Consider the following 14,225-nt stretch of genomic DNA (forward strand, 5'->3'; position numbering starts at 1 on the left):
ACAAGCGTATGTTTTTTCATTGACAGCTCGCAGGCATCCTCATAACCTCGCCAGACTTTCAACGTACCGGGAAAACGGACGTGGGCAGCATTTATCTGATTCGACATGGCCAGGCCTCCTTCGGTGCAGACGACTATGACGTCCTGTCGCCCGTCGGTGTGGAACAGGCGCACGTGATGGGTCGTCACCTGGCCGAGCTGGGCCTGACGTTCGACCGCTGCATTGCCGGCGACCTGCGTCGCCAGCAGCACACCGCCACCGCCGCCTTCGATCAGTACCGCGCCCTTGGCATTGCGGCACCGACGCTGGAAATCGACAGCGCGTTCAACGAATTCGACGCCGAAGCCATCATTCGCGCACTGCTCCCGGACCTGCTGAGCACAGAGCCTCACGCGGTCGACGTTTTACGCAACGCCGCGCAGAACCGCAGCGAATTCCAGCGCATCTTCGCGCTGATCATCGAGCGCTGGCTGGCTGGCACTTACGACCCGCCAGGCCTGGAAAGCTGGCTGGGATTTGTCGAGCGCGTTCAAGGCGGCCTGCAACGCATTCTGGAAGCGGCCGACAACGCCGACAAAATCGCCGTGTTTACCTCCGGCGGCACGATTACCGCCCTGCTCCACCTGATCACCCGGATGCCTGCCGCGCAGGCCTTCGAACTGAACTGGCAAATTGTTAACACCTCGCTCAACGTGCTGAAATTCCGCGGTCGCGAGGTGGCCCTGGCTTCCTTCAACGGTCATACCCACTTGCAACTGTTGAAGGCGCCGCAGCTCATCACTTTCCGATGAATTGCGGCCAACCGTGACCCCAAGGTCACTGGACTCTACCTTAAAGGATCGAAACCATGACTGACGTAGCCAAAGCTGTAGAAGCAATGAAAGCCAAATTCAACCCGGCCGCCGCTGACGGCCTGGATCTGGTGTTCGGTTTCCGCATCGACGACACCCAGAACTTCTCGCTGGTGGTCAAGAACAACACCTGCGAACTGCTGGAAGGCGAAAACCCTGACGCTCAGGTGACCCTGGTGACCGACGGCGAAACCATGGAAGGCATCGTCAGCGGCGACACCGACGGCATGCAGGCCTTCATGAGCGGCAAACTGCGCACCGAAGGCGACATGATGCTGGCGATGAAGCTGAGCGAACTGTTCCCGGCTTGATCCTAGGGCAACCTTGAAGACCAATCCCGCCTCTAGAGGCGGGATTTTTTTGCCTGCAATCTTGTGCTCAACATAAATCCTGTGGGAGCCGGGCTTGCCCGCGATCGCATCACCTCGGTTCCCTGACAGACCGAGTCGCCTGCATCGCGGGCAAGCCCGGCTCCCACACAAGCCAGCTCCCACACCCTGCGCGTGGCAACAGTCAGGACTTCGGTTGCAACAACAACGCCACCAACGCCGTCCACCCCGTCTGGTGCGAAGCCCCCAGGCCCCGTCCGGTCTCGCCATGAAAATACTCATGGAACAACACCAGATCGCGGCTCGCAGGGTCTGCCTCCAACTGCGCATACCCGGCCATCGACGGCCGCACGCCATTCTCATCCCTCAGAAACAACGCGGTCAGACGCTGACTGAGGCTGTCGGCCACGTCCTCAAGCGACGACAGATAACCACTGCCCGTGGGGTATTCCACCGAGAAGTTGTCGGCGTAGTAACGGTGAAACTCGCGCAGCGATTCGATCAGCATGTAGTTCACCGGCATCCACAACGGCCCGCGCCAGTTGGAGTTGCCGCCATACAGGCGTGAGTCGGACTCCCCAGGCTGGTAGCTGGCGCAAAGGGTGTCGCCATTCATTTTCAGCGCCAGAGGCTGTTCGGCAAAGGCTTTGGACAGTGAACGCACACCAAAGTCCGACAAAAACTCCCGGTCATCGAGCATGCGTCGCAGCAGGTCTTTGGTGCGCTCGCCGCGCAACAGCGCCAGCAACAGGCGGTTGCCCTGCCCCGGTTCGTTCCAGCGTGACACCAGTTTGGCCAGGTCCGGCCGGTGCTTCATGAAACCCAGCAGGCGCTCGCGCAAGCCCTGCAGGCCTTCATGCTCACGCTGCTCCAGCACCAGCACCGCAAACAGCGGCATCAGGCCGACGATGGAGCGCAGGCGCACCGGTTCGTTATGGCCGTCCGGGCGGTGCAACACGTCGTAAAAGAACTGATCCTGCTCATCCCACAGGCCTTCGGCGTTGTCGTCGACACGGTTGATGGCGCCTGCAATGTAGAGGAAATGTTCGAAAAACTTCACCGAAATATCCACGTACACCGCATTGCGCTTGGCCAGTTCCAGGCCGATGCGCATCAGGTCCAGCGCATAGGCGGCGACCCACGCCGTGCCGTCGGCCTGATCCAGTTGGTAACCCGGCGGCAAGGTGGCCGAGCGGTCGAACAAGGCGATATTGTCCAGTCCCAGGAACCCGCCCTGAAACAGGTTGCGGCCCTCGGCGTCCTTGCGGTTGACCCACCAGGAAAAATTCAGCAGCAGCTTATGGAAAATTCGCTCCAGGAAATCCATATCGCCGACGCCTGTCAGCGCTTTGTCCTGCTGATACACGCGCCAGCTGGCCCAGGCATGCACCGGCGGGTTGGCATCGTCAAAACGCCATTCGTAGGCCGGCAACTGGCCGTTGGGGTGCATGAAACGGTCTTTGACCAGCAGTAACAGTTGTTGCTTGGCGTAGGCCGGGTCTATCAGCGCAATAGCCACGGCCTGGAAGCCCTGGTCCCACGAGGCGTACCACGGGTATTCCCAGGTGTCGGGCATCGACAGGATGTCGAAGTTGGACAGGTGCCGCCAATGGGTATTGCGGATGTGCAGGCGCTCGGGCGGTGGCGCGGGCTGGGCCGGGTCGCCGTCGAGCCACTGGTTCACGTCGAAATAGTAGAGCTGCTTGGACCACAGCAAACCGGCCAGCGCCTGACGCTGCACATTGCGCGCGTCTTCATCGGCGATGCCGTGTTGCAAGGCGGCATAAAAGTCATCGGTTTCCTGACGGCGCGCCTCGAACAGCTTGCGCGCATTGACCTCGGGCGCGTGCGCGGGGGCAAAGCGCAGATACAGGGTTTTGCTTTGCAAACCCGCCAGCTCGAGGGTGAAACGCGCGGCCACCTTGGTGCCCGCGTCGCGGCGAATCGCCGATTGCACGCCATCCACCACGTAATCGTTGATGCCGTCCTTGAACGGCCCGAGTGCCGCCAACCCGTCCAGCTTGGCGTAGTTGGTTTCGTTTTCGCAGAACAGCCACTCCACCCCGTCCTGGCCCCAGGCACTAAGGTGGCGATCGGGCAGCTCATGATGACGAGCCAGCACGCGATCGCCCTCCAGCGTCAGTTGCGGCCTGGGCGCGTCGAAGGTCCAGCTCCAGTCGTTGCGCGCCCACAACTGGGGCAACACTTGCAGGCGGGTCGGCTGGTCCGAACGATTGTGTACGGTGACGCGCATGAAAACGTCGTCAGGCTGGTGCTTGGCGTATTCCACGCTCACATCGCAGTAGCGGTTGTCTTCAAACACCCCGGTATCGAGCACTTCGTATTCGGCATCTCCCAGGCCGCGCCGGGCGTTCTCGGTGATCAGGTCGGCGTAGGGAAAGGCCGCGTGGGGGTACTTGTAGAGCATGCGCATGTAGGCATGGCTCGGCACCCCGTCGACGAAAAAATACAGTTCCTTGACGTCTTCACCGTGGTTGCCTTCGGCGTTGTTCAGGCCGAACAGGCGCTCCTTGATGATCGCGTCGCGCTCGTTCCACAGCGCCAGGCCCAGGCACCAGCGTTGCGCCTTGTCGCTGAACCCCGCCAGACCATCTTCGCCCCAACGGTAGGCGCGGCTGCGTGCATGTTCATGGGGAAAGTAGGTCCAGGCGTCGCCGTCGGCGCTGTAGTCTTCGCGCACCGTGCCCCATTGGCGCTCACTCAAATAGGGCCCCCACTCGCGCCAGCGTTCGGCGTCAGGGGTGGCCAGGCGCTGGCCTTCGATGGTTTCAAGGATGTTGGTAGGCGTGGCGGGCATCGGGTCCTCCATCACTGACACAGTGGGGGCCAGTGTAGAACCCATTCGCCTGCGGATGCACATGAAGAGTCGCCCATCCGCCAAAAAGACTGAAGGCCGCGGATGAGGCGGCCTTCAGTTTTACAGCGCTCCAGATGGGGAGTTTTGCAGCGCGGTCTTAGAAGATCGCGTAGGTGTAGTTGAAGATCAGGCGGGTTTGATCCTGATCCGGCGTACCGGTGTTGTGGCCTTTGTAGGTACCGGTCCGGAAGGTCGTGCCGAAGCCTTTGAGCGGGCCTTGCTGCACGACGTAATCCAGACGGAAGTCGGTTTCGTTTTCTTTCTGGTCGGAGCCGCCAGCCACTTTGGACTTGATGTCGGTACCGTCCAGGTACGCCACGGAAGCTTTCAGGCCCGGTACATAGGCTTTGAAGTCGTAGGTGTACTGGCCGAAGTTGACTTGCTCGCCCGCGCGGGAAAACTGGCCAACCACGGCGTCGGTGAACAGGTAGAAGTCGCTGCCGCCTGCGCCTTGTGGCTGAGGGTTGGCGATGCTGCCCTGGTTGACCCACACGAAGCCGCCGTCGTCGCTCACGCCGATGTGGCCGAGCATCAGGCTGCTGCCACCCAACTGGTAGGTGAACGCGGCGCTGTAGGTTTTGTTGTCCACTTCGCCGGCGTGTTTGGCATAGCCGCCGTTGTTGTTGAACTGGTAACCGGCTTCACCGTTTTTGCCGTCGCTGGTGCTGTCGAAGTAGCGCAGGTCAGTCTTGAACGACTGATCGTTACCCAGCGGCAGTACGTGAACCAGGCCGAAGTAGTTCTGTTTGTAGAAGTCTTGCAGGTTGGCGTAGTAGTACTGCAACGTCAGGTTTTTAGCGATGGCGTTGTCAGACGAACCGAAAGGCTTGTAGTCCACACCACCGAATTTGAAGCTGTCGCTGTCGCGGGTACCGCCGGCAACGCTCAAGCCGGTGGAGTTGCTGGAAGCACGGCCTTCGGCCTTGTTCAGCTCACCGCCGGTGAAAGTGACGTTGGGGATGTCGCTCGACGTCAGGATGCCGCCGTCAAAGGTCTGCGGCGCTACACGGCTGTCGTTCGACACCAGGATAGGCAACACAGGCGCCAGGCCGCCACCGACGTGCAACTCGGTCTGGGAAATGCGGAACTTCACGTTACCCGCCGCGCGACCGAAGGAGTCAGCCGGCTCGGTGCCGTTGTTTTTGGTCGGGAAGAAGCTGTTGCCGTTGCCGGACAGGCCTGGGCCCGCCGCGTGGCCATCGCCACCGTCCAGACGCAGGGCACCGAAGGCCATCACGTCAAAACCGACCCCGAGGGTGCCTTGGGTAAAGCCGGATTTGTAGTCAAAGCGCAGCAGTGTCGCGGCTTCACGCAAATCGTTGGCGGTGCCCGAGCGGTTGTCTGCGCTGTAGTACATGCTGCGCGAGCTGATCGCCGCGTGGCTGTCTTCCAGGAAACCGCTGTGACCGGTACCTGTGCCCAGCGAACCCAGGCCGAAATCATCGGCGCTGGCGTGTTGTGCGAGCAAGGCGGCGGTGATGGATAACGCCAGTGTAGAAATTTTCATTAACGACGGCCCCTAAACATATTTTTATGTGCGGTGTGTGCAGAACAGCTTTCATCCCTACAAACGTGACGATTGTTTCATGACGGCCGCGGCGCTCCTCGTGAAGAATTAGTTAGGAAAACCCCCTCGAAAATGAAATTTCACGGCTTCGATTTTTTGTCATATTTGCGTCATTTCATTCACTGAAAGAATGAAGTCCTGAAGATTCTTCGTTTGCGTAGCCACGCCCAGCCCAACAAAATCCAGACACTGGCCTCGCCTCTCTCAACTGTGTTCAGGAATTTTTCTATGCCAACCGTCGCCTATGTCAGCCCCGACGACATCCGCAAGGGTTTCTCCCGGGCCATGTCCGACATGTACCGAGATGAAGTTCCGCTGTATGGCGCACTGATGGAGCTGGTAGCCGACACCAATGCCGCGGTTCTGGAGCGTGATCAGGCCCTGGCCGCGCACCTGCAACGCACCGGTGAAATCCAGCGCCTGGACATGGAACGCCACGGTGCGATCCGCCTGGGCACGGCGGCGGAACTGGCCACCATCGGCCGGCTTTTTGCGGTGATGGGCATGCAGCCGGTGGGCTATTACGACCTGACACCGGCGGGCGTGCCGGTGCATTCCACGGCCTTTCGCGCCGTGCACGAGCAGTCATTGCAGACCAGCCCGTTTCGCGTGTTCACCTCGCTGCTGCGCCTGGAGCTGATCGAAAACCCGGAACTGCGTGCCTTCGCCGAACAGGCGTTGGCAAAACGGTCGATCTTCACGCCGGGTGCGCTGGCGCTGATCGAACAGGCTGAACGGGAGGGCGGCCTGAACGCGGAAGACGCCAAGACTTTCATCGGCCAGGCGCTGGAGACCTTTCGCTGGCACCACACGGCGACCGTCACCGCCGCCCAGTATCAGCAGCTCAGCGACCAGCACCGGTTGATCGCCGATGTGGTTGCGTTCAAAGGACCGCACATCAACCACCTGACCCCGCGCACCCTGGACATCGACCAGGTGCAGGCCGCCATGCCCGGCAAAGGCATCACGCCCAAAGCGGTGATCGAGGGGCCACCGCGCCGCCAGTGCCCGATCCTGCTGCGCCAGACCAGTTTCAAGGCCCTTGACGAGCCCATCGCCTTTGCCGACGCCAAGGGCAACCACAGCGCGCGGTTTGGTGAAATCGAACAACGCGGTGTCGCACTGACGCCCAAAGGCCGCGCGCTGTACGACCAATTGCTGAACGCTGCGCGCGACGAACTGGGCGCTTTCCCGACTGAGGGTAACGCCACACGTTATATGCAATTGATGGAGCAACACTTTCAGGCTTTTCCGGATGGCCATGCGCAGATGCGGGAACAGGGCCTGGCCTACTTCCGCTACTTCGCCACCGAACAAGGCCTGGCGGCACGCGGCGCCTGCGATCAGCCGCGCACGCTGGAAGCGTTGGTCGCAGCCGGCCACATTGATGTGGAGCCTTTGGTGTACGAGGATTTTCTGCCGGTGAGTGCGGCGGGGATCTTTCAGTCCAACCTGGGCAATGCAGCGCAGAGCCACTACGCAGCCAACTCAAACAGGCTTGAGTTCGAGCACGCGCTGGGCCGTCAGACGATTGATGAATTGAAGTTGTATGGCGAAACGCAGCAGCGCTCGATCGAGGCTTGCACCCAGGCGCTGCTGGCGTGAAATAGAGATGCCCACCCGGCTCAACAGCGCAATCCTTGCGCCGCAACAGTCCCCAGAGCCGGGTGGACGGGGCGCATCATATTCAGTCAAAAGCGCCCTGTCCCTCAGACAATTCTGAACAAATGTGTCCGTGGCCTGTAGGACCACCCTGCACTCAGTTCAGCCGCCCCACGATCTCGTCTTTGATCAACAGGCGCTTCTTCTTCAGATTCTCCACATCCTCATCGCTGGCACTGGTGGACTCGGCCCTGAGCACCTCTTTATCGGCATCGTCATACTGAGTGAGCAGCGAATCCAAGCGTTTGTCGCCCGCCCTGCGTTCGTGAACGACTTCCTTGCTCAACCCCAAGTCCTGATACAGGTCGTGTTTCACTGGCATGGAATACCTCCGCAAGTTGATCAATGGCCTACGCCCTTGAAGCTAGCCCATTGTGCGGGGTCTTGTCATGCCTGGAGTCAACGCAGCCCCGTTCGTCGAAACCCTGGCGATTGAATCAAACCTTTGCCGTGCCCTGCCCTCCACTGAAGATCGCCACTCAAGGGAGACCGGTTTCATGACTCACGCTGCCACCGCCGTCGACACCCAATGCATCAATACCCTTCGCACCCTGGCCATGGACGCCGTACAAAAGGCCAACTCCGGCCACCCAGGCACGCCCATGGGCCTGGCGCCGGTGGGTTACACGCTGTGGAGCCGTTTCCTGCGTTATCACCCCGAGCACCCGGATTGGCCCAACCGTGACCGTTTTGTACTGTCTGTGGGTCACGCCTCGATGCTGTTGTATTCGCTGCTGCACCTGGCCGGCGTGGTCGAGATTGACGCCCACGGCACGCGTTCCGGGCAGCCGGCAATCAGCCTGGATGACATCAAGCAGTTCCGTCAGGCGGACTCGAAAACCCCTGGCCACCCCGAATACCGCATGACCACCGGCGTGGAAACCACCACCGGCCCGCTCGGCCAGGGCTGCGCCAACAGCGTCGGCATGGCCATGGCCGAACGCTGGCTGGGTGAACGCTTCAACCGCGACGGTCAGGTGCTGTTCGACTACAACGTCTACACCCTGTGCGGCGACGGCGACATGATGGAAGGCATCAGCAGTGAGGCAGCGTCCATCGCCGGGCACTTGAAACTCGATAACCTGTGCTGGATCTACGACAACAACACCATCAGCATCGAGGGCCACACCGAGCTGGCGTTCAGCGAAGACGTGATCAAGCGCTTCCAGGCCTACGGCTGGCACACCCTGCACGTCACCGACGCCAATGACTTGCAGGCGTTGAGCACCGCACTGGAAACCTTCCAGGCCAATACCGGCGCGCCGACCCTGATCGTGGTCGACAGCGTGATCGGTTATGGCTCGCCCCATAAACACAACACCGCCGCCGCCCATGGCGAGCCGTTGGGCGAGGAAGAAATCCGCCTGACCAAAGCCGCCTATGGTTGGCCCGAAGATTCCAGCTTCCTCGTGCCCGACGAGGTGCGCACAGTGTTGCGTGACGCGCTGCACGCACGCGCCGAGCCGCTGTATGCCCAATGGGGCCAAACACTGGCCACACTCGACCCGCAACTGGCGGACGAACTGAAACGGATGCGCGCCGGTGAAATGCCCGAGCAATGGCAAGCCGACCTGCCCGGCTTTGCCGCGGATGCCAAAGGCGTCGCCAGCCGTGCGTCCGGTGGCGAGGTGCTGAATGCCTTCGCCCGGCACATCCCTTGGCTGCTCGGCGGTTCGGCCGACTTGTCGCCTTCGACCAAAACCAACCTGACCTTCGACGGCGCCGGTCGTTTCAGCGCCGACGACTACAGCGGGCGCAACCTGCATTTCGGCATCCGCGAGCACGCCATGGGCGCGATTGCCAATGGCATGGCGCTCTCGTATCTGCGGCCTTACACCTCGACGTTCCTGGTGTTCAGCGACTATATGAAGCCGCCGATTCGTTTGGCGGCGATCATGGAGTTGCCGGTGGTCTTTGTGTTTACCCATGACTCGATCGGCGTCGGTGAAGATGGGCCGACACACCAGCCCATCGAGCACTTGACCCAACTGCGCGCCACGCCGGGCCTGCTGACCCTGCGGCCGGGCGACGCCAATGAAACGCTGGAGTTATGGAAGGTGGCGTTGGCACAGACTCACCGGCCGAGCTGCGTGGTGTTGTCGCGCCAGGCGCTGCCGACGCTGGATCGTACGAAATATGCACCTGCCTCGGGTGCGGCCAGGGGCGCCTATGTGCTGGCCGCTGGCGACAACCCGCAAGTGCTGCTGCTGGCGACAGGCAGCGAGGTCAGCCTGGCGGTGGCGGCGTATGAACAGTTGAAAAGCGAAGGGATTGCTGCGCACGTGGTGTCGATGCCGAGCTGGGAGCTGTTTGAGGACCAGGACCAGGCCTACCGTGACAGCGTGTTGCCGCCAGCCGTAAAGGCACGGGTGGTGGTGGAACAAGCCGGGCCGCTGGGTTGGGACAGGTATGTGGGACAGACCGGTGCCAAAGTTGTGATGAACAGCTTCGGCGCGTCGGCACCACTGGCCAAGTTGCAGGAGAAGTTTGGGTTCACCGTTGAAAATGTGGTGAAGCAAGCGAAAGCACAAATCCAACTCGCCCAACGCTGATCAAAACTGTGGGAGCTGGCTTGCCTGCGATTGCGGTGGTTCCGTCACTGATGTGTTGGTTGACACACTGCTATCGCAGGCAACTCGGTACATCAGGCATATCCATTTGATTCCATCGCAGGCGAGCCAGCTCCCACAATTGATGAGTGTTGACGTTTAGATCAGCTCTCGAGCCAAAAACGGCGCCGTCCGGCTGACCTTGCTTTTGGCCACTTTCTGCGGCGTGCCACTGGCCACCACCTTCCCGCCCAAATCCCCGGCCCCCGGCCCGATATCAATCACCCAGTCGCTCTGCGCCACCACGCGCATCTCGTGCTCCACCACGACCACCGTGTGACCTGCCTCGACCAGATGATTCAACTGGCTGAGCAAACGGTCCACATCCCGCGGGTGCAACCCGGTCGTCGGCTCGTCCAGCACATACAACGTCGCCCCCCGCGCATTGCGCTGCAACTCGGTAGCCAGCTTGATGCGCTGCGCCTCACCACCCGACAACTCCGTCGCCGGCTGCCCCAGGCGCAAATAGCCCAGGCCGATATCGCGCAGCACCTGCAACGAACGCAACACGCCGGGCTGCTCGGCAAACACCTCAACCGCCTGTTCCACTGTCAAGCCCAATACCTGGGCGATGCTCAAACCCTGCCATTTGATCGCCAGGGTCTCAGGGTTGTAGCGCGCGCCATGGCAGGTGGGGCACGGCGCATACACGCTGGGCATAAACAGCAGCTCCACGCTGACAAACCCTTCGCCTTCACAGTTCGGGCAACGCCCCTTGGCGACGTTAAACGAGAACTGCCCGGCATCGTAGCCGCGCTTCTTCGCGGCTGGCGTGGCGGCGAACAGCTTGCGCACGTTGTCGAACAGCCCGGTGTAAGTGGCAAGATTGGAGCGCGGCGTACGGCCGATGGGTTTCTGGTCCACCTGCACCAGACGGCGAATGTGCTCCAGCCCTGCGCTGATATGCCCGCCACTGGTTTGCGGCGCGTCATCTTCCAGGCTCGGCTCTTCGTCACTTTCCGGTACACGGCCCAGCCCCGCGCCCACCAGCTCCAGCAGCGCCTGGCTGACCAGGCTGGATTTGCCCGAGCCGGAAATACCGGTCACCGCCGTAAAGCAGCCCAGCGGAAAACTCACGCTCAAGTCCTTGAGATTATTGCGCGTCACACCTTCCAGCTTCAGCCAACCCGAGGGCTCACGCCGCGCCGAATTGGCCGGGCGCCGCTCGGCAAACAAATATTCGCGGGTCTGCGACGCTTCGATATCCGCCAGCCCCGCCGGCGGGCCGCTGTACAGCACTTGCCCGCCGTGCTCACCTGCGGCCGGGCCGACGTCGATCAGCCAGTCGGCGCGGCGCATGGTTTCCAGGTCATGCTCGACCACAAACAATGAATTGCCCGCCGCCTTCAAGCGATCCAGCGCGCTGTACAGCGCCTCGCCATCCGCCGGGTGCAGGCCTGCCGAAGGCTCATCGAGCACATAGATCACGCCGAACAGCTGCGAGCCCAATTGCGTGGCGAGGCGCAAGCGCTGCAACTCGCCGGAGGACAAGGTCGGCGTGCTGCGCTCCAGCGACAAATAGCCCAACCCCAGCTCGGTCAGGGTGCTGACCCGCTCCAGCAAATCCTGAGCAATGCGCTGCGCGGCCAGACGTTTTTCCACCGACAGTTTCATCGTGTCCTGCCCAGCCGCCACCGGCCGCAGCAGCTCGGCCAGCTGCGCCAGTGACAATTGCGACAACTCGCCAATGTCCACGCCGGCAAACTTCACCGACAACGCCGCCTTGTTCAGCCGCTTGCCGTCGCATGCCGGGCAGGCGCTGCCCTGCATGAACTGCGAGACGCGCTTTTTCATCAGCGCGCTTTGGGTGTGCGTGAAGGTGTGCAGGATGTAGCGCCGCGCGCCGCTGAAAGTGCCCTGGTAACTGGGCTCCAGTTTGCGCTTCAAAGCCTCGCGGGTTTGCTCTGGGGTGAAGCCTGCATAGACCGGAACCGTCGGGTTTTCTTCGGTGAAGAGGATCCAGTCGCGTTGTTTTTTCGGCAGGTCGCGCCAGGGAATGTCGACGTCATACCCCAGGGTCACCAGGATGTCGCGCAGGTTCTGGCCCTGCCACGCCAACGGCCAGGACGCCACTGCACGCTGGCGGATCGTCAACGAGGGATCGGGCACCATCAGCGCCTCGGTCACTTCATACACGCGGCCCAAACCGTGGCATTCCGGGCACGCGCCCTGGGGCAGGTTCGGCGAAAAGTCCTCGGCGTACAGCATCGGCTGGCCCGGCGGGTAGCTGCCGGCGCGGGAATAGAGCATGCGAATCAGGCTCGACAACGTGGTCACGCTGCCCACCGACGAGCGCGCACTCGGGGTGCCGCGCTGCTGTTGCAGGGCCACGGCGGGCGGCAGGCCTTCGATGGAGTCCACGTCCGGCACGCCGACCTGATCGATCAGGCGCCGTGCATAGGGCGCCACCGATTCGAAATAGCGGCGCTGCGCCTCGGCATACACCGTGGAAAACGCCAGGGACGATTTTCCCGAGCCGGAAACCCCGGTAAACACCACCAGGGCATCCCGGGGAATGTCCACATCGACGTTGCGCAGGTTGTGTTCGCGGGCGCCGCGCACCCGGACGAAGCCCGGGCGTTGGGCGGTGATCGGGGGAATGCTGCGCTGTGACGTCATGGGTAACCTTGTCTTGCGGTGAGCACGCTGCGCACCCGATGCGTGAGGGCTTCGGGGCTGTAGGGCTTGCTCAGCAGATGAATGTCGGGGCTTAGCAGGTGGTTGGTGGAGAGGATGTCGCGGGTGTGGCCCGAGGTGAACAGCACGGCCACGGGGGGCTGCTGCGCGCGCGCCCAGTCGGCCAGGTCGGTGCTTTTGATGCGGCCGGGCATCACCACGTCGGTGAAAATCAGATCCGGCAGCGCGCCGCCCTGCAAGGCCTGCATCGCGCGGTCGCCGTCTTCGGCAGTGAGCACGGTGTAGCCCGATTGCTCCAGCAACTCGACCACAGTCAGGCGCACGCCTTCGTTGTCTTCCACCACCAGAATGGTTTCCTGACCGCCACTGTGCTGCGCCAGTTCGCTGCCGATGTCGAGGCTTTCCGGCTCCAGGCTGTGGGGGAAATACATCTGCACCACCGAGCCCTTGCCCTCTTCGCTCCACATCTCCACATGCCCGCCGCTCTGGCGCACAAAGCCGAACACCATGCTCAGGCCCAGGCCGGTGCCCTGGCCTTCGCGCTTGGTGGTGAAGAACGGTTCGAAGGCACGCTTGAGCACGGCGGCGGGCATGCCCACGCCGGTGTCGGTGACCGCCAGGCGTACGTACTCACCCGGTTTGATGCTTTTGCCGGTGCAGTCGTCAGGGTTGAGGATGATGTTTTCACCGGTGATACGAATCACGCCCTCGCCGCTCATCGCATCCCGGGCGTTGATGGCCAGGTTGAGCAGCGCATTTTCCAGCTGATTGCGGTCGACGTTGATGCACCATGAATCCTGGGGCAACTGCACATCAATATGGATGGTTTCCCCCAGCGCGCGCTGGAGCAATTCACCCAACCCGGCATAGATGCGCTGCGGGTTGTACACCGCCGGCGACAACGGCTGACGCCGCGCAAACGCCAGCAGTTGCGACGACAGCTTGGCACCCCGCTCCACCGCCGCGATGGCCGCCGTGACACGGCGCTGCACCTGGGCATTGTCCGGCTCATACCGGGCCAGCAGGTGCAGGTTGCCGGCGATCACTTGCAGCAGGTTGTTGAAGTCGTGGGCCACGCCGCCGGTCAGTCCGCCGATGGCTTCGAGCTTCTGCGACTGGCGCAACTGGTCTTCGGCAGCGGAACGCGCCTGCACCTCGGCGGCCACCCGTTGTTCCAGGTTATGCGTCAGCTCCTGGCGCACGCGCTCGGAATGCACGTGCTCGGTGGTTTCCACCACAATGGCCAGCACCCCGGCGGGCTGGTGATCGTCGCCGGCGACGGGGCTGTAATACAGGTCCAGCCATACGTCTTCCGGCTTGCCGTTGCGCAGCAGCACCAGGTCTTTATTGTTGAACGACAAGGTGCCGCCTGCCAGGCAGGTGTCCACCACATGGCGGTTGAACTCGGCCACTTCCGGCCAGCCCAGTTCTACCGGCGTTCCCAGCAGGTACGGGTGCCGCCCGCCGGCGAACGCCGAGTAGCTGTCGTTGTAGATCATGTACCCGGCCCGCCCCCACAGCATCACCATCGGCACCGGTGATGCCAGCATCATCTGCACGGTGCAGGTCAGGCTGGTGGACCAACGCTCGATCGGCCCAAGGTCGGTGGCCGACCAATCGAACCCGCGAATCCGCTGGGCCATTTCACCGGCCCAACCTTCACAGCCGTGGGGGTTGGATAAAAACTGCATG

At 62.1% G+C, this 14,225-nt stretch carries 9 protein-coding genes; 4 read left to right on the forward strand and 5 right to left on the reverse strand.

Translation table 11 applies throughout. The annotated features are described in order from the left end of the window. The first annotated feature begins 80 nt into the window (after window positions 1-80). Window positions 81-791, forward strand: coding sequence for a histidine phosphatase family protein (locus ATI14_RS24315; RefSeq protein WP_016969748.1), 711 nt, complete (start codon window positions 81-83; stop codon window positions 789-791). Between the two features lie 56 nt (window positions 792-847). After that, the gene (locus ATI14_RS24320) at window positions 848-1,162 is read left to right on the forward strand and encodes an SCP2 sterol-binding domain-containing protein (RefSeq protein ID WP_016969749.1); all 315 of its coding nucleotides are present in this window, start codon (window positions 848-850) and stop codon (window positions 1,160-1,162) included. A gap of 202 nt (window positions 1,163-1,364) precedes the next feature. Here ATI14_RS24320 and ATI14_RS24325 read toward each other — a convergent pair whose 3' ends face one another. Both ATI14_RS24325 and ATI14_RS24330 read right to left on the reverse strand, forming a co-directional pair. Next, a complete protein-coding gene (locus ATI14_RS24325) occupies window positions 1,365-3,998 on the reverse strand; it encodes an MGH1-like glycoside hydrolase domain-containing protein (protein ID WP_031319577.1) in 2,634 nt (877 codons plus the stop codon). Between the two features lie 157 nt (window positions 3,999-4,155). Then, a complete protein-coding gene (locus ATI14_RS24330) occupies window positions 4,156-5,565 on the reverse strand; it encodes an OprD family outer membrane porin (RefSeq protein ID WP_016969751.1) in 1,410 nt (469 codons plus the stop codon). A 288-nt stretch (window positions 5,566-5,853) separates the two neighbouring features. On the opposite strand from ATI14_RS24330, the gene hglS reads away from it, so the two are divergent. Further along, a complete protein-coding gene (hglS, locus tag ATI14_RS24335) occupies window positions 5,854-7,230 on the forward strand; it encodes a 2-oxoadipate dioxygenase/decarboxylase HglS (RefSeq protein ID WP_016969752.1) in 1,377 nt (458 codons plus the stop codon). A gap of 154 nt (window positions 7,231-7,384) precedes the next feature. Here the strand turns inward: hglS and ATI14_RS24340 are convergent, their stop codons facing one another. Next, window positions 7,385-7,609 (reverse strand): HP1242/YdcH family protein, encoded by a 225-nt coding sequence (locus tag ATI14_RS24340; protein WP_016969753.1) that lies wholly within the window; start codon window positions 7,607-7,609, stop codon window positions 7,385-7,387. A gap of 175 nt (window positions 7,610-7,784) precedes the next feature. Between ATI14_RS24340 and tkt the strand changes: the two genes are divergently transcribed. Next, entirely contained in the window at window positions 7,785-9,839 is a 2,055-nt protein-coding gene (gene tkt, locus ATI14_RS24345) for a transketolase (protein ID WP_080520315.1), read from the forward strand. Window positions 9,840-9,995: 156 nt separating this feature from the next. Here tkt and uvrA read toward each other — a convergent pair whose 3' ends face one another. Then, window positions 9,996-12,515 (reverse strand): excinuclease ABC subunit UvrA, encoded by a 2,520-nt coding sequence (gene uvrA / locus ATI14_RS24350; protein WP_016969755.1) that lies wholly within the window; start codon window positions 12,513-12,515, stop codon window positions 9,996-9,998. After that, window positions 12,512-14,224 (reverse strand): ATP-binding protein, encoded by a 1,713-nt coding sequence (locus tag ATI14_RS24355; RefSeq protein ID WP_080520316.1) that lies wholly within the window; start codon window positions 14,222-14,224, stop codon window positions 12,512-12,514. The genes uvrA and ATI14_RS24355 overlap by 4 nt, the downstream gene beginning before the upstream one ends. Between the last annotated feature and the right edge of the window lies 1 nt (window position 14,225).

Origin of the sequence: Pseudomonas tolaasii NCPPB 2192 (genome assembly GCF_002813445.1) — a bacterium.
Taxonomy (GTDB): Bacteria; Pseudomonadota; Gammaproteobacteria; order Pseudomonadales; family Pseudomonadaceae; genus Aquipseudomonas; species Aquipseudomonas tolaasii.

Excerpts from the sequence above, each read along its gene's own strand:
- ATI14_RS24320 (WP_016969749.1), top strand. The coding sequence starts at position 848 with ATGACTGACGTAGCCAAAGCTGTAGAAGCAATGAAAGCCAAATTCAAC.
- ATI14_RS24325 (WP_031319577.1), bottom strand. The coding sequence starts at position 3,998 with ATGCCCGCCACGCCTACCAACATCCTTGAAACCATCGAAGGCCAGCGC.
- ATI14_RS24330 (WP_016969751.1), bottom strand. The coding sequence starts at position 5,565 with ATGAAAATTTCTACACTGGCGTTATCCATCACCGCCGCCTTGCTCGCA.
- hglS (WP_016969752.1), top strand. The coding sequence starts at position 5,854 with ATGCCAACCGTCGCCTATGTCAGCCCCGACGACATCCGCAAGGGTTTC.
- ATI14_RS24340 (WP_016969753.1), bottom strand. The coding sequence starts at position 7,609 with ATGCCAGTGAAACACGACCTGTATCAGGACTTGGGGTTGAGCAAGGAA.
- tkt (WP_080520315.1), top strand. The coding sequence starts at position 7,785 with ATGACTCACGCTGCCACCGCCGTCGACACCCAATGCATCAATACCCTT.
- uvrA (WP_016969755.1), bottom strand. The coding sequence starts at position 12,515 with ATGACGTCACAGCGCAGCATTCCCCCGATCACCGCCCAACGCCCGGGC.
- ATI14_RS24355 (WP_080520316.1), bottom strand. The coding sequence starts at position 14,224 with ATGCAGTTTTTATCCAACCCCCACGGCTGTGAAGGTTGGGCCGGTGAA.